This window comes from Xylanibacter muris, from assembly GCF_013166605.1.
Classification (GTDB): domain Bacteria; phylum Bacteroidota; class Bacteroidia; order Bacteroidales; family Bacteroidaceae; genus Prevotella; species Prevotella muris.
Genome location: NZ_JABKKF010000009.1, coordinates 26,902 through 43,231 on the forward strand (window position 1 = coordinate 26,902; position 16,330 = coordinate 43,231).

At 49.8% G+C, this 16,330-nt stretch carries 10 protein-coding genes; 7 read left to right on the forward strand and 3 right to left on the reverse strand.

All coding sequences use genetic code 11. From position 1 onward, the window contains the following. Nucleotides 1-7 precede the first annotated feature (7 nt). The 7 genes from HPS56_RS09370 to HPS56_RS09400 all read left to right on the forward strand — a co-directional run bounded on the left by HPS56_RS09370 (nucleotide 8) and on the right by HPS56_RS09400 (nucleotide 11,065). Entirely contained in the window at nucleotides 8-1,069 is a 1,062-nt protein-coding gene (locus HPS56_RS09370; RefSeq protein WP_172275882.1) for a FimB/Mfa2 family fimbrial subunit, read from the forward strand. Nucleotides 1,070-1,137: 68 nt separating this feature from the next. Next, nucleotides 1,138-2,259, forward strand: coding sequence for a hypothetical protein (locus tag HPS56_RS09375; protein WP_172275883.1), 1,122 nt, complete (start codon nucleotides 1,138-1,140; stop codon nucleotides 2,257-2,259). Between the two features lie 110 nt (nucleotides 2,260-2,369). Further along, on the forward strand, nucleotides 2,370-6,116 hold the full coding sequence (locus HPS56_RS09380; RefSeq protein ID WP_172275884.1) for a DUF4906 domain-containing protein: 3,747 nt from the start codon (nucleotides 2,370-2,372) through the stop codon (nucleotides 6,114-6,116). A 39-nt stretch (nucleotides 6,117-6,155) separates the two neighbouring features. Next, nucleotides 6,156-7,106, forward strand: coding sequence for a DUF5106 domain-containing protein (locus HPS56_RS09385; RefSeq protein ID WP_172275885.1), 951 nt, complete (start codon nucleotides 6,156-6,158; stop codon nucleotides 7,104-7,106). A 619-nt stretch (nucleotides 7,107-7,725) separates the two neighbouring features. Beyond that, nucleotides 7,726-8,268 carry a rubrerythrin gene (gene rbr / locus HPS56_RS09390; protein WP_172275886.1) on the forward strand — a complete coding sequence of 181 codons (543 nt, stop codon included), beginning with the start codon at nucleotides 7,726-7,728 and terminating at the stop codon, nucleotides 8,266-8,268. Between the two features lie 162 nt (nucleotides 8,269-8,430). Next, nucleotides 8,431-9,954, forward strand: coding sequence for a 2,3-bisphosphoglycerate-independent phosphoglycerate mutase (gpmI, locus tag HPS56_RS09395; protein WP_172275887.1), 1,524 nt, complete (start codon nucleotides 8,431-8,433; stop codon nucleotides 9,952-9,954). Between the two features lie 112 nt (nucleotides 9,955-10,066). Further along, the gene (locus tag HPS56_RS09400) at nucleotides 10,067-11,065 is read left to right on the forward strand and encodes a hypothetical protein (RefSeq protein WP_172275888.1); all 999 of its coding nucleotides are present in this window, start codon (nucleotides 10,067-10,069) and stop codon (nucleotides 11,063-11,065) included. Between the two features lie 12 nt (nucleotides 11,066-11,077). Here HPS56_RS09400 and HPS56_RS09405 read toward each other — a convergent pair whose 3' ends face one another. The 3 genes from HPS56_RS09405 to HPS56_RS09415 all read right to left on the reverse strand — a co-directional run bounded on the left by HPS56_RS09405 (nucleotide 11,078) and on the right by HPS56_RS09415 (nucleotide 15,832). Next, a complete protein-coding gene (locus HPS56_RS09405; RefSeq protein WP_172275889.1) occupies nucleotides 11,078-11,761 on the reverse strand; it encodes an SGNH/GDSL hydrolase family protein in 684 nt (227 codons plus the stop codon). An 88-nt stretch (nucleotides 11,762-11,849) separates the two neighbouring features. After that, nucleotides 11,850-14,030 carry an alpha-L-rhamnosidase-related protein gene (locus HPS56_RS09410; protein WP_172275890.1) on the reverse strand — a complete coding sequence of 727 codons (2,181 nt, stop codon included), beginning with the start codon at nucleotides 14,028-14,030 and terminating at the stop codon, nucleotides 11,850-11,852. A 14-nt stretch (nucleotides 14,031-14,044) separates the two neighbouring features. Continuing rightward, on the reverse strand, nucleotides 14,045-15,832 hold the full coding sequence (locus HPS56_RS09415) for an alpha-L-rhamnosidase-related protein (protein ID WP_172275891.1): 1,788 nt from the start codon (nucleotides 15,830-15,832) through the stop codon (nucleotides 14,045-14,047). Between the last annotated feature and the right edge of the window lie 498 nt (nucleotides 15,833-16,330).

The following is a 16,330-nucleotide window of genomic DNA, read 5'->3' on the forward strand; positions in this document are numbered from 1 at the left end:
ATAAAACATGAAAGGTAGAAAACATAATATGATTTCACGGTTCGTAAGCGCGGTGATTGCCGCCGTGCTTACGGCAGCCTTCACATCCTCGTGCGACAACATCTTCGAGGATTTGGAGCCGTGTCCTCACGGAGTGTCGTTACGGTTTGTGTATGAATACAACATGGAGTATGCGAACTCATTTCCGAAAAAGGTGGACTGCCTCACGCTCATCATCTACGACAATGAGGGCAACTATATCGGCACACGCACCGTTACGGGCCCCGAGCTTCGGGACGAGTCATACAGGATGACCCTCGACCTTGAGCCGGGCACCTACCGGTTCGTAGCCTACGGCGGCATGGAATGCCGCGAAAGCTCGTTCTCGTTCATAGAAGGCACCCGTGCCGGCGAGGAGGACGTGGCTCTTGGCAATCTTCTCGTTAAGCTGAACGAGGAGTGCCTTTATGTTCCTGGCAAGAAGAAGCTTCACGACATGTACTGGGGCACTCTTACCCTTGAGACCTCCGACCTCTATTCCGAGGGCACCGTGGAGATGATGAAGAATACGAACAACATACGCATCGTGCTGCAGCAGGAAGAGGGCGGCCCCCTCGACCCTTCAGACTTCGAGTTCGAGATAACCGACGACAACACCGTGCTGAAGGCCATTGACGATGATATCGTTCCTGCCGGTTCGGTGACATACACCCCTTGGACGACAGGTCAGTCGCAGACAGGCGTCATAGTAAACGGTGACGGTGTGGAGCCCACGCCTGTTGTAGTGGCATACGCTGAGATCATGACCTCGCGCCTTATGACCGGGATTGAGGATAAGGAAGGTCCTAAGCTCACCATACGCAACAGCAGCAAGGCTCCGGAGAACGCCGGTGAGGAGGTGCTCAGCATCCCTCTTAACAAATATCTGCTGCTGACCCGCAGCGACCACTACCGTGACATGCGCGACCAGGAGTACCTCGACCGCGAGAGCGACTGGACACTGTTCTTCTTCCTGCGCAACGGCACATGGATGGATGCTCATATCGTGGTAAACGATTGGGTGGTTAGAATCAACGATGCTGAGTTCTGACGCGACATAAACAATTGAATTGAATCAAATTAAAAGATAAGGTATAACCGTCATAGAGAAATTTCCTCATGAGAAAAGGCAGTAATATAATCAGCTTTCTTGTTGCATGCATGTCCTTGCTTGCCCTTGCGGCATGTGAGGATGAGCCGCTGATTATGTCCGGTGCCGGTGACGGGAATACCAAGGTAAACCTGTGCATAAGCGTCAATACGGCCGACGTACACTGGCCGGTGACCCGTTCGGAGGCTGTCTATCCCGAAGACCCGGTGAATGCCAATGAGAAGATGCATACTCTGCGCATCATAGTGGTGCGTCCCGACGGCACTGTCGAGGCAAACCATCCTGTGATGCTCGCCTCTCCGAACACATATTACGGATATGAGAAGATAGAGGTGGAGCCTAATGAAAGGAAAAAGGTATACCTCTTTGTCAACGAACAGACGAAGAGAGAAAACACGGACGGGCGGCTTATGGGCCGTATGCTCGGTGAGATACGTGTCGGGACGCAGTTCCCGAAAGAAGAGATGGAAAGCATTATGCTCACGCTCGGCGACGGTGAGCAGATTGCCGGTCCTCTGCCGATGACGGAGTGTCATGAGGTGGAGGTGAAAGACGAGGATGTGGCGACAACTCTCTTCGTGACAAGAGCCGCTGTGAAGGTTTCGTTCCATATAACGAACAACAGCCCGGCGGAATATAATATAACAGGACTGAAGATCCATAAGATGGCCGACAGGATGTATTACCTGCCGAGAAACGCTGTGTATGAAGACAGGGTGTCTGACGATGGGGTGAGCTTTAAGGACATCCGGTCATTCGACACTCCTGACAACGTGACATACGCCACATACGACATATATAGAAAGGCGGGACTGGACGGAAATACCGGGCAGGACGCCAATAAACTGAATGCCGGAGGAGGCAGGGTCGACATCGCTCCGGTGTATCTGCTTGAGGGGAAATATACGGATGCTGACAGCGACGGGAAAAACTATTCGCTGACACTGAGCCTCGACGGAACGGATTTCCACGGATATCTTCCCAACCTGCCGCAGCTTCCGAGAAACACTCATGCGGACATATATATAACAATAGACAACGACAGGCAGATAACAATCATGCCGTTGCGTAATGTGAGTCTGGAGATGGATTTCGGATTCGATGATTTGTTTCCCAAAGACCATAAGTAAGCGCCTCCTGACCTTCCCAAAGTAGAGGAGGGGAAGTGTATGGCACAGATGCAATATTATCATATATTTTCTGAGCAATGAAATCATATCTGTTAAGATTATTGCCTTTTATGGCGGTTTTGTATTCTTTGGCCGGATGCACCGACGACCTCATGATCAATGAGGGCGGTTTTGACGGCAGGCCGGCACAGGTGGAATGTACTATAGACTTTAATCCCCTTCAGGCCTCCACGCTTGGCCGTACCCGTTCCGCTGCCGATGCCAACAAGTATATGCGCAACATATTTGTGGTTGTATATAAAGGTTCCGAACCGGAGGAGGGTGCGGACCTTCCTTTATATGTATATGATTATGACGACTTGAAGGAAACCCTGCGTAGGGAAGAACAGAGCGGGATGCCCGGTGACGCCACAGACAACGGCAACCTGCAGTCGGGCAATCCCGCCGAATCTGTCACCCACCGTTACAGTATGAGGTTTCCTGATTTCTTTGATGCCGGCACATACCGCATCTATGCCGCTCTGAACATCGACAATGACGATGTCGGCGGACAGGACGTGAAGGAATATCTCAAGACCCTCGGAGCCAAGGAACTGCGTCGTCTCACCATGACGTGGCAACCGATGAAGCTCGACAGCGAGGCGGAGACAGGCGAGCAGAAGCCGAGTGAGAAAGATTATGGGAACGCGAAAGACGGCTTCGAGAATGACGGTAGGGGAATCAACGATCAGATGTTCGGCTACTTTACCGCAGACAACGACCGTATGAGCCGTCCGCTCACTGCCGGACAGTATGCCGTGGACAATCCCTCACAGGTTAAGGGCGGAGAGTACACCGCCCCGGAGGTCAGCATCGGTGGCGGTGGCACAGTGAAGCTGCATGCATGGGTGCGCCGTCTGGCGTCTAAGGTGACGCTGGTGTTCAATTCCTCCGGGCTTCATGAGCGTGTCTTCGTATATGTGCATAAGGCAACCATCAAGGACATTCCACGCACATGCCAGTTAGGTGTGGAGAACAGCGTGAAGGTGAAGTCGGCCTCAGCCACAGACCGTAATCTTCTGCTCCGTCCCGAGGGTGAGTCATTCTATTATTATACCGGAACGGCGGAGGGGGCAGAGGATAATGTCAATGATACCCACACTCATAGCCGGGATTTGTATCCTGACGACTATACAAAATGGATGCGTCTGTCAAAAGGCTCGTCCCAGCACGGTGCCGTAGGCAAGGATGCCAATGGCAACGAGGTAACGCACGGTGAGGATATGGCAGGCCTGTATTTCTATGAGAACCTGCAGGGAAAATATAATGTTGACCAGGCGGTCATCGACGGTAAGGATAAGCCTGACGGTCCCAAGCCTGACGGCACCGAGTATTATAAGGGACAGTTGGGCAACCAAATAAATGACGACCAGTCCGAAGGCAAGCCCGGTTTCAAGGATAATGTGTTCGGAGGTACATACATAGAGGTGGAGGGGTTCTATGTATCCCAGAACCCTGCCAACCAGTCTTCCGGTTCGATCAAGTTCCGATGCATGTTGGGACAGAACATGACGTCCGACTACAACTGTTTCCGCAGCTGCCACTATAAGCTGACGCTCAATTTCAAGGGATACGGCAATCAGGCCGACTGGCACATTGAGTATATGGAGGAGGATCCGGGAGTGTTCCCTCCCTTACACTATAACGTGTCCTATCTCTATGGAATGGAATCGGAATATCCTATACGTATCACGGGAAATGTCGACAAGGTGGTGGTTCAGATTGTGGAGAACAACTGGGCTCCGTTCGATTCTACAAATGTAGATTCGATACCAAAGCAGGAGCCTGAGATAGTAGGTGACCCTTCAGGAATCTTGCCGTTTAGGTGGGCAAGAGATATCTATGTGAATGAGATAGAGAAGAATAAAAATAAAGTTGATTACTATTATGGGCTGCATGACCAAAAATGGTATACTGGTGGAAAAGACAATGGGCCCAAAGATATGTTTAAGTTACGTGATTTTAGCTATTACGAATACACATATAATGAAAATTCATTGCAGAAGAATGGCAAGGTGACACCAATATGGGCAGGATTCCTCGCGCTGAAGGCTCCTACCGGTTATACGGACAGGAATACAGTCTTGCCCGTGGGAATATTTGATACGCCTGATAAAGACTGGTATCTGAATGATGGAACGGGTAGTGACAAAGGTTCTGTTGAGGCTATGCGTGACTATTATTTGGGAGTGGTAGGAAAACAGGCAGGCCATGCAGGTACGACTATAAATAGCATTCCCCAGCATGAGGCAGTATATGATGTGACTCTTACCGATGAACAGAAAGAAAAGACGGTTGGCAATGACCGTAACTCGTATCGTGTGGTAAGAAACGGTGACGGCACCAAGACATTGTATATCCCAGTCTTTACTCGTCCGAAGTCCATTATCTATATATCCGGCTTTTCCGGCAACAACCCGTATGAGACTTATAAGCGTAAGGCCGTGCTACGTGTTTCAGGACATTATATACTTTCCGATGGATCTGATGATTGGAAAGAAACTTATTCTCCTGTGTTTCAGGTTCGACGTATTACGAATCCCAAGGCGGTGTGGCGCAGTTATGATAATAAAGATGACTTTCATGTTACACTGTACCGTCTGGAGACGGCCATATCAACCAATTTCGTTCCTTTGATATCCAACGGGGAATGGCGTGCTTTCCTGGCAGCAGGAGGGGATAATGGTTATTTTACTTTGGATGACGGAAAAGATACCGTAAGGGGTTCGACAGGTGATCCTATAAAGTTTAAAATAGGTTTTAAGGGTTGTGGCAAGACGGAATCAAAATGTGCGCTTGTGAGGGTTGAATATGACGGCTATACGTGCTTTCATCCCATCTACCTGCGTCAGGGGGTAAATGCGGCTCTTGCTATAGATGATGGTAAAGATGCAGCATTGTGGAGCAGCTACTCTGTGTATAAATTCAATACAACTGCAACCACTGTGCCATATCCCGATGGAACAGTTGAGGCAGAGCTTACTCAATCTCCTCTTGCCTTGGGGACGATGTTCAAGCGTGGAAACTTGAAGCAGGGCATTCTTATTTCAAATAATAAAACGTGGGGACCTTCGGAGGCAACGAACGGCATAACTACCATTTATAACGCGGAATTGGAACTTTCTGACGGCACCAAGACTACTGCATGGAAAGATATAAAGGGATATGCGAGGACCAATGCGGAAAACGGTGTGACGACATCCATGGTGGATTCCTGGAAATGGCCGGACATAAAGGCGACTGTAGTAGGTGAGTCACGTGAGTATTCGCTTCCCACTTATGCACAGTACGAAAAATTGCGATCGCATCGTGTGGCCTTGGGAGTCTGCTATTATGATGGAGCCACGGAGCCTGCCACTAATACGGCCGATGCTTTCATGTACTTGGACCCGGAAAATGTCTCACGTAGTAGCAATGTGGGTATGCGTGGAGCAATCATTTACAACAGTAATAACTTCAACCAGGTGTTCTTCCCCGTTGGTGCGTATGGAATGGGCCGTCGTACGGTTCAGGGAACATTGGTAAATAATTCAGGCAAGGAACCTGATATTCCTGGTGTGTTGCGTTATGGGGCACAGCCGAAAGAACTGTCGTATGACAACGGACATCATAATCAGTACCGTCCCATTACGTATAATATTGCATCGAATCCCGGTGCTTTGTATTGGCTTAAAGACAACAGTGGTTCCAATGTGGGTTGGGATATAAATTATTTCGACTTTACGTTCGGTCCTTACGATGCCTTGATATATAAATGGAATGACAATACGCCTAAAGACGGTGATGCCGTTCCAATCAAGCTTGTGAGGAAAAAATAACGGGAAACATTTAAAGTCGGATTGATATGGTATGTCTATATGAGGCTTGCTGAAATCATACTTATATTTTCCTCAATGTTCCTGCAGCCTGTTGCTGCAAGATGCGGAGAGGCTTTGGGAGAGTCAGCCACGGCAGTGTCCGGCACTGCCGTGGCTGACTCTTCCTTTTCCGTTGATGAGCTTCCCCTTCCTTCCGTCCCTTCTTCCCTTACCGTCCCTTCCGCGCGTGCCGCCTATATTGTGGAGCATTTCTGGGACGGCCTTGACTTCCGCGACACCCTTCGCAGCCGCAGCCGTGTGTTCATGGAAAGGAGTTTCTCCACCTACGCGTCTCTCTTTCCCCATGCCCGTGCGGAGGCGTTGCCTCCGGCTATATCCGGGCTTATGATGCGTGCCTCAGCTGACAAGGCTGCTTACAGGCTGCTGTGCGTTGTGGCGGAGAAATATCTTTATGAGAAAGGCTCTCCCGTATACAATGAGGAATGCTTCATGATGTTTCTTGAAGAGATGTCGAATCTTCCCGCAGGCGGGGAGGCGGTGATGTCACGCGCCTCATTCCTCCTTGAGGCTGCCAGGAAGAACCGCAGGGGGACCGTTGCCGCCGATTTCGCATATACTACCCGCAACGGAGGCCGCCATACCTTTCACGCCACGCCTGGCGACACCCTTCTCCTCATGTTCTATGATCCCGACTGCCGTCATTGCATGGAAACAGTGGGCAGGCTTGACGGCAGTGTCGTCTTCTGCAATGCCGTTGCCACCGGCCGTCTGACTGTGCTTGCCGTATGTGTTGACACCTCTGACAGCCGGTGGCGGAGCACCGTTGACTCGATGCCCGACGGGTGGATTGTGGCAAATGATGCCTCCGGCATACCGTCGACGGGGCTTTACGATCTTCCTTCCATGCCTGTGATGTATCTTATTGGAAAGGAAAAGAGAGTGATAGCAAAAGAGATCTCGGCAAAGGAGATAATCGAGTTCCTGGAGTGATTGACAAAATTCCGTGATTCTCGTTTCATAGTACTTTCATGACGATACCTGTTCCACGTGCCAGGCGGGAAAACATCCTCCGATAAAATAAAGGAAAGCCTTATCCCCGAGTAGGGACATCGCTTTGCGATGTGTACAGTGTTCATAATGAAATAGTTTTGTGGTTGTTTGTCGCCTGACACGTGCCAAAGGCACGTCCCTACACGTTGTATGAAATCTCTCCTGACATCCACAAAGAAAGATGAAGTCCCTCCAACTCCCCAAAGGGGAGAGAAAGGGAGTGTGTATGGAAACATCAGCGTATAGCCCAACCCCGAGTTGGATGGAATATATAATGTGCTTGATAATACTTATATGACAATAACCATTTCACTAACCCAAGGCGACCCTTATTGGAAGATGATATTGGAGTTCTTGTTTCCGGTGATTCACATAAAAAGACATGCAATTGTGATAAAAGTTTTAATTTAGTTGTTTTTTGTTTCATTGTTGCTGATATGTAATGAAACCATGTATCTTTGCAATAGGATAAGTTACACCCCAGCAATATAAAGCAAGTTTTATTGCGTCAGGTTTGTATTATCTTGTATACATTTTATTTATTACTAAAATATTGATTATGAAAGACTTGAAAGGAACAAAAACAGAGAAGAACCTGCTTGAGGCATTCGCAGGTGAGTCAATGGCACGTAACAAATATACTTATTTTGCCTCAAAGGCAAAGAAAGAGGGCTTTGTGCAGATAGCCAACCTGTTTGAAGAGACTGCGGCCAATGAGAAGGAGCATGCCGAGCTGTGGTATAAATATCTGCATGGCGGTAAGGTAGGTAATACCGAGCAGAATCTTGAGGATGCGGCCAACGGTGAGAACTATGAGTGGACCGACATGTATGAGCGTATGGCAAGAGAGGCCCGTGAGGAGGGTTTTGACGAGATAGCGGAAAAGTTTGAGGGCGTGGCTTCCGTTGAGAAGCAGCATGAGGCACGTTATCTCCGTCTGCTTAAGAACGTACGCGACAAGAAAGTGTTCTCTAAGGACGGTGAGGCAGTATGGCAGTGTACCAATTGCGGACACATCGTCATCGGCAAGTCGGCTCCTGAGGTATGCCCTGTGTGCGACCATGCAAAGGCATATTTCCAGATTAAGCCGGAGAACTATTAATAAGGGGCCCTTTGACTCCCTAAAGTGGAAGGAAGAGACTCTTTTGGGGAGTCGGAGTGACTTAAGTAACGAAGAGTGAATAATATGCTCTTCGTTTTTTTGTTTCTCACTTTTTTGTTGTAATTTTGCATTCCGGAATACAATAATTTATCATATAAGACTATGGCAAAGAAAGCTTTACTGATGATTCTCGATGGATGGGGCATCGGAAAACACGGTGCGGGTGACGTTATTTTCAGAACTCCCACACCTTATCTTGATTATCTTACAGCCGTAAGCGCGCATTCAGAGCTTCAGGCTTCAGGTGAGAATGTAGGTCTGCCCGACGGACAGATGGGTAACTCCGAGGTGGGACACCTTAATATCGGTGCAGGGCGCGTGGTGTATCAGGACCTTGTTAAAATAAACCGAGCATGCAAGGACGGCTCTATCATGCAGAATCCCGGTATAGTGGCTGCATATTCATACGCACGTGACAACGGCAAGAAGCTTCACCTGATGGGACTCACATCAAACGGTGGCGTGCATTCTTCACTCGATCATCTCTACAAGCTTGTTGAGATTGGCCGTGAGTATGGTCTTACAAAGACGTTCGTACACTGTTTCATGGACGGACGCGATACCGATCCGAAAAGCGGTATTGGGTTCATCAAGGAGCTTACTGAGGTTTGTGCGGCCAACGGTGCGGCCATTGCCGGTATCGTGGGACGGTTCTATGCCATGGACCGTGACAAACGATGGAACCGTGTGAAGGAGGCTTACGATCTCATGGTGGAAGGCAAGGGCAAGCAGGCCTCCGATATGGTGAAAGCCATGGAGGAGAGCTATGCGGAAGGTGTCACCGACGAGTTTATCAAGCCTATTGTAAACAGTAATGTTGACGGACGCATAGAGGAAGGCGATGTTGTCATCTTCTTTAACTTCCGCAACGACCGTGCCAAGGAACTTACACAGGTGCTTACACAGCAGGATATGCCTGAGGATGGCATGCACACTATAAAGAACCTTCAGTATTACTGTATGACTCCGTATGACGCTTCGTTCACAGGTGTGGACGTGCTGTTCCCGAAAGAGAATGTGATGAATACTCTTGGCGAGTATCTGAGCAAGCAGGGCAAGGCACAGCTCCATACGGCGGAGACTGAGAAATACGCTCATGTGACGTTCTTCTTCAACGGTGGCCGTGAGACTCCGTATGATGGTGAGGACCGTATACTTGTGCCGTCTCCAAAGGTTGCCACATACGACCTTAAGCCTGAGATGAGCGCATACGAGGTGAAGGACAAGCTGGTTGAGGCTATAGGCACACAGAAGTATGACTTTATAGTGGTGAACTTCGCCAATGGCGACATGGTAGGACATACCGGTGTTTACAATGCGATAGCGAAGGCCGTGCATGCCGTTGACAATTGCGTGAAGGATGTTATCGAGGCGGCAAAAGCCAATGACTACGAGGCGATAATAATCGCCGACCATGGAAATGCCGACAATGCGGTGAATGAGGACGGCTCACCGAATACAGCCCATTCGCTTAATCCAGTGCCTTTCATTTATGTAACAGACAACAACAGTGCGACGGTGAAAGACGGCCGCCTGGCAGACGTGGCTCCTTCAATCCTGCATATAATGGGTCTGGAGCAGCCGGAGGACATGACGGGCGAGAACCTTATCTGCGACAATAAGTAAACATGTATGCGGTGTCCGGCCGCAATAGGAAAAGCGGGCCTGCATCCGCAATATGTGGTGCAGGCCCGCTTTATTTGTGGCTCAATGGTATAGGTTGGAATTATATATTGTTATGAATATAGTATATGCTGTCATTCTGTTTCTGCTGATACTTCCGGTGCCGGCCGTTTACGGCAGCGGAAATACCTTATGGTGGCAGGGCGGCTGGATATCACATCCCTCGGCCCGTGACGGAGAGCAGATACTGTTCAGCAGGATGTATACGGGATTGGAAGAGGTGTCCCGGGCCACGGTGTCCGTGGCGGCAAACGGCCGTTATCAGTTGTTTGTAAACGGATATAATGTCACTACCGCCGTGATGGAATACGGTGATGATGTGGTGTCGCAGGCCTGTGGCGGTCCGAATGCCGTCGGGGTAGTGGTCTACGAGGTTGGCCGTTTTCTTGATGCCGATACCAACGTCGTTGCCTTGTGGTGTTCGCCCGACAATACCGGCCGGTGCTTTGCCTCCGTTGTTTTTTGCGGTTATGACGGCTTCAGGCCTCTGTTCTCGTATTCGTCAGACAGTTTGTGGATGTGCGGGATATCCGGAGCGGCAACATCGTTTGCCGGTGATTATGATATGAGTGGCACGGTATATGAAAGCGAGCGTCATGACAGTCGGCTGTATAACCCGGGTTGGAGCGGCTATGAATACGAAACATGGCGTTGGATGGGAGCGGAGACATCGGATATCGCTTCCGTCAGGGAATGTGTGCCGGCCTTCAGGTATGTGCCACGGCCTGTGATGGGAACCTGCAGAGCCGTTGAGCATATACACGACGGGGTGTTTTCTCGTGAAGGAAGAAACTCTTTCCTGTTCAGTTTCGATGAATATTTCAGTGGTTGGGTGCGTGTGACCCTCAGGAATATGCACCGTGGTGACACCGTTTCGGTTAACGGTCTCGGATATATATGCAGCGGAGAGACCGACGAGCAGCTCTGCCGCCGTTTCACTGAATCCGGCCAGCGTGTTGCCTTCGTTGAGGGCGAACGGTTGACAAAGGCCAACATAACCAATGTCGAAGGTATATGTGTCGGCAGCCGTAACGCCTCGGCATGGGGGTATTAGGCCTGCCGGCGGTCATTTCCTCATGTGTTCAAGCAGGAATTTCTCTGCCACCGGAAGAAACAGGTCGTGTCCGCGTGCGTTCAGATGCGCGGTGTCTTTTCCGTCTTTACCCTGAAAGAATCTTGTTCGGAACTGCACGTTGTCGGCTTTTATATTACTCTTTCGCGCGGCATCGAACACAGGAAAGCCATATCCGGCGCATACCTTTTTCATTATGTCTGTTACCTTCTCCCTGTCGCTGCCTTCGAAACCGCTGCATTTCCATGGGGTGAAGAATATTATTCCCGCTTCAGGATATTTCGTCCTGAGTCCGCGGCATAGGGTATCAAGACGTTCGCTGAACAGTTTCGTGCCGATGGAGTCGAGCCTTGAGGCATCGTTGTGTCCGGCTATCACTATCACATAGTCCAGCGAGTCTTTCATTGTCTTATATCTCTTGTACATGCCCTCTCCCCATTGTTTGAGGTCTATGGATATACAGTTGCCGTTTCGTCCGTAGTTGAAATACTCCATACCGTGTTTTACGGCAAATTTGTAATGCCATGTGTTTTCAATCTTGTCGCGGTGGTTGCGTACGTAGCTGTCGCCGATAACTCCGATCTGCTTGCCGCTAAGGCCTGTGGTCTGTGCCGTGGCGGCCGCAGTCAGGCCTGTAAGGCATGCCAATAGCAGTCTTTTAATTCCGTTTATTCTCATTGTTGTTGTATTGTTTGTCTGTAAAGATAGTGCAAACCGGACAAAATGCAAGCGTTTCATACACAAAAAATGAACGAACATGAGAAATTCACTTCATTTCTTTATACTTCACGGTCATTTTTTTTCCTGGTTCTATTTTCAGACGGTACTGTCCGTCGCCTTCGTGTACCGGTGTTCCGTATGAGGATTTAGGGCGTGTTCTTGACTTGAAAGACAGAGTCCCGCCTCCGCATCCCTCGGCATATATGGTAATCATCTGCCTGGTCATTTCAATATGGATGTTTCCATTCGGTGCGGGCACATCACCACGCATCCATTTAAGATCTCCAAGGCACGGTGCGGCCTCCCACGCTTCATACCCCGGCTTTGTAGGTTTGATGCCGAGATAATACTTTCCAAGGAGATAGACAGGCGACGCTCCCCATGCATGACACAAGCTTTTGCCGTAAGGATGCCCGTACATGGCAAGCCGTTGCGGATATTTTTCTTTCGGGTCGTAAGTTTCCCAGAATGATGTCGCGCCCTCGCTTAGCATTCCTCCCCAGTAGCCGCGCATTTCTTTTAGTACATGCGTATGTTTTCCAAGCGCGCAAAGCGATTCCAGCTCATAGAAGCGCATATAAGGTGTGGTTATAGGCATGATGGAATCGTTCGTCAGCACGTTGTTGAGTATGTTGTTCTTCCGCTTTTCGTCAACGAGGTCGTGGAGTACGGCAAACATATTTGCATATTTTGTCACATAATTGTTTTGTATGCCTTTTTCCACGTTGTGTATGAATGCCTTTCTGCTGTCGTTCCAAAACATCGGTATGAGTTGTGCTTTCAGCTTTTCCGCGCGTTTATGGTATTCGGTGCTGTCGGATTTGTTGCCCGCTACTCCTGCGCAGAGGCTCATTGCCTCCAGGCTTCGCAGGTAGACAATCTGTTCGAATGACAGTTGTCCGCCTTTGGGCATCTTCTCCGGTGACCAGTCTATAAACACCCAATCCTCTTTTTTGCCTTGAACCATTCCGCGGCTGTCGAGCCGTCCTTCGACAAAGTGCATAAGCGACTGCATGCGCGGATATATACGTTGCACGAATTCCCTGTCACCGGTATACATATAGTAGTCGTATACAGAGTTGAACCAGTAGAATGTGTAGTCGAGGATGGTATTTATATGCTGTTTTACAGGGTCTTTGCCGCGTAACGCCCAGATGGTGCGTCGCACTACGGGTGCGTCCATGAACACATAATAGTTCATGAGATAGCTCTGTATCGCGTCCCCGCTCCACATCCACCTGTCACGTTTGATGCCTTCAATCATCACCTCACGGTCGGTAAGGTGGAGAGTGTATGCGCTGACATCCCAAATGCGGTTTATCAGTGTGTCGTTGCAGGTGAATGAGCCACGGTACTTTTTCCCGAGGTCTTTCATCTCCGACATCAGTGTGACACCGGAGAGGCTGACATTGCCGGTGCATTCAATGAGGGCATAGCGCATGGCCCTGCTGTGCGGCAGGCGGTAGTCACGGTCTGCAGTGCGGTGTGTTACTGTCATTGTCATCATGTCGGTTATGCTGTCTGCTGTAAAGACAATCTTATCCCTGAGATAGGCTCTGCGTTTGTTGTGTGCCTCATCGGGACTTTCACCGTAGAAAACGTTCACATGGCCGTTGCCTTTCACCCCGTTGAGCATCAGATATCCCATAGACTCCCTTGCGAAGTCAACGAAAATCTCTCGGCCGTGTGTTTCTTTTTTAGCCGGAGCGACGGCTGTCACCGGCAGTCTGTATCCGGACGGGCGTCTGTCTATCCGGTCGAACATCGGCTTGCCGTCTATGCCGAGCCATGTGTCGGAGCGTTCGGCTGTGGCATAGTCGCTTACCGTCCACGTATCGTCGCTCTTTATCGTGGGTCCGTTGACCCATATAGCCGGAGGCGATACGATGTTGTTGACGGCAATCTTTATTGTGTGTTTTCCTTTCGGAATACCGACTTTCCCAGGCATTCCGAACTGATACCGTTTGTCTATCTTCACGCTGTACCGTCCTTCCGCGGCAATCTCCACCTCCTCAGCTTCCGCCAGTTCCACAGTCTTGGAAAACTCCACGGTCTGGCAATGTCCGTCAGTGCGCCAGAATACGGGGAAGAACCCTCCGTCTTCGGTCCGCAGGTTGTTGATGCGGTTGCCTGTCCATATATCCATGTCTCCCGGATACCATATCCATGTCTGTGCCATGACAGCATTGGAAAAGGCCATGAAAGCCATAAATGCAATCTTTTTCATAATAAGTCGTTTTGTCATTTTATGATTCTGATACCTTTCGGTGCCTTTATCTTTGATTTCACATTTCCGTTTACGTCTTTCTCATGGCGTATGCTTACTGTGCCGAGCGGGGTGGGGAATGTGCCTTCGGCCCATTTGAGGTCGCCGAGATGTGGCGTTATGCGCAGAGTCCTGCATCCCGCCTCCTCCACGCCTACTCCGAGCACGTGTTGCGTGAGCCATGCCGTAGGGCCGGATGCCCATCCGTGGCACAGGCTGTGGCGGTAGCTTAGATAGCAGTAGTCACCGTAGTCACGGTGTATGTCGCGTTTTCCTTCCGCGGCGAACTCGTCTATGCGTGCCGCGTCTTTTGTCCATTCGAGATTGAAGTCTTCCCAAAATGTTGTGGCTCCGAGGTCGAGCATAGCTCCCCAGTACCGTCGTATGATGTCCATTGCCTCCTGGTATTCTCCGGCCATTGCCATAGCCTGTAGCATGTAATAGCCGTAGAAAGTGGAGAAGTTTTTGGCTCCGCCAACGGAAATAACCTCGTCGCATGCCTTTTCCGGTGCCATTATTCCGGCGATGGACATCAGCGCGGCCGCCTGTTTCAGGTTGTTGTGATGTCTGATCTGTTTAGCCAGGCGTTCGGTCACAGTGCGGCATTTTTCCGCCCGCGCGTCATCTTTCAACTTCTTGCACAGTTTCTCCGCATCCGTCATTGCCCATGCGATAAGTGCCCGGTAGCCGGCCTCCACTCCTTTTTCGTTTGGCGACGACGGCCAGTCGAGAAACCTTCTTAGCTGGCTTTTGGTGTCTTTTTCCAGATGTTCAGTCCCGTCTTCGTCCACTAAAGGATATATCTTGTCTATCAGGCCTGTGATATATCCTCGGTGTTTTTCAAGAAAATCCTTGTCGCCTCCGCGCATATACCAGTCATGCTGTATGATGAGATACCAGAGAGAGTATGAGCTTATGCCGTTGATCCACTGAGGCAACGGATACAGGCGGCAGGCATAGTCGAGAGTCTTTGGCACCACTTTGTTCTGTCCGAACACGCTCATTATCGTGGAGACCTCGGGATGCATGTCGCCAAGCCACACGGCACGGTCGCGCTTTATGCCGTCCCATAGGTATTCCTGCATGTTGAGGTGTACGGTGTATGCGCCTGTGTTCCATATCTCGTTCAGGCGGCTGTCGCTGCATCTGAACGAGCCTGTATATGGAATGTCGCGGTAGCGTAGGATGGCTGAAGCCTCCTTAAGCTGTATCGTGCGGTTGGGGCTCAGGAAGTCTATCCTGACAAACCGGAAGCCGGTGTTTCCTGTCTCGAGCATTCCGTATCGCGGTATGACAGTCACGAAGTCGCGAATGGCATGGTCGTTTGACGAGAATCCCATACGGTTTTTTCCTCCGTCGTTGTCACTGCAAACCTCGCCTGCGGACTCGCCGAAGCGTATACGTATCTGTGCAGGATTGCCGGAATTGCAGTGTCCCAACACCAGCTTCAGTCCTCCGTGGAGCTCACGTCCGTAATCGAGAATGATCGACACCGTGTCTTTCCCGGTCTGTATTGCGCAGTATGGCTCACGTGCCATGTCGGGCTGTCCGGTTCTTAGTGTTGTAAGCACTCCGGTGTTTTTAATCTTAAGGCTGTCGCTTACCCACATCACCCGTTTAGGTGCGATGTATGCCTGTGTCATCACCTCGGCGCGTACGTCTGCGCTGTCGGCCTGCAGTGTCGGAGGCAGGTTCTTCTGTGCCATTGAGGCCTGCATGCAGGAGAATGTGATGAAGAGAATGTATGTTATGTAATGTTTCATAAAGTGTCGCATTGTCATGATATATTAGTTATTGTTTGTCAAACAGTATGTACGTGCTCTCGCCTTCGGCACGTGTCATACGCATTGTCATGGATGTGTGGAAAAACGCTGTACACATCGCAAAGCGATGTCCCTACTTGGGCAGTGTTCGGCATATCCACCTGATGCTTCCACATTCTATCCTTTTTCCTCCCCTTCGGGGAGGTCAGGAGGGGCTTGGATGTCGCTTGTCTTTTGCAAAGATATGATTTTTGTTGGTTATGTTTCGTTTCGTGGCGTTGTTATATGATGTCATAAATGTTGTTATAGCCTTTGAAAGGCCGTTTTTCAACATTTGTGTCCTTTTTCGTCAACATTCGTGTCCTTTTCTCTGTTGTATCCGGTTTGTCTTTCCGCTCAGCAAAACATTTGCTATATGGGATGTAAACGAGGAAAGGCGGTTACAGTGCTATTATGTTTCCGTAATATCCGCATCATTCAATGTCTGGTTTAAATAAA

Excerpts from the sequence above, each read along its gene's own strand:
- HPS56_RS09370 (WP_172275882.1), top strand. The coding sequence starts at position 8 with ATGAAAGGTAGAAAACATAATATGATTTCACGGTTCGTAAGCGCGGTG.
- HPS56_RS09385 (WP_172275885.1), top strand. The coding sequence starts at position 6,156 with ATGAGGCTTGCTGAAATCATACTTATATTTTCCTCAATGTTCCTGCAG.
- HPS56_RS09375 (WP_172275883.1), top strand. The coding sequence starts at position 1,138 with ATGAGAAAAGGCAGTAATATAATCAGCTTTCTTGTTGCATGCATGTCC.
- rbr (WP_172275886.1), top strand. The coding sequence starts at position 7,726 with ATGAAAGACTTGAAAGGAACAAAAACAGAGAAGAACCTGCTTGAGGCA.
- HPS56_RS09415 (WP_172275891.1), bottom strand. The coding sequence starts at position 15,832 with ATGAAACATTACATAACATACATTCTCTTCATCACATTCTCCTGCATG.
- HPS56_RS09410 (WP_172275890.1), bottom strand. The coding sequence starts at position 14,030 with ATGAAAAAGATTGCATTTATGGCTTTCATGGCCTTTTCCAATGCTGTC.
- HPS56_RS09380 (WP_172275884.1), top strand. The coding sequence starts at position 2,370 with ATGGCGGTTTTGTATTCTTTGGCCGGATGCACCGACGACCTCATGATC.
- HPS56_RS09400 (WP_172275888.1), top strand. The coding sequence starts at position 10,067 with ATGAATATAGTATATGCTGTCATTCTGTTTCTGCTGATACTTCCGGTG.
- gpmI (WP_172275887.1), top strand. The coding sequence starts at position 8,431 with ATGGCAAAGAAAGCTTTACTGATGATTCTCGATGGATGGGGCATCGGA.
- HPS56_RS09405 (WP_172275889.1), bottom strand. The coding sequence starts at position 11,761 with ATGAGAATAAACGGAATTAAAAGACTGCTATTGGCATGCCTTACAGGC.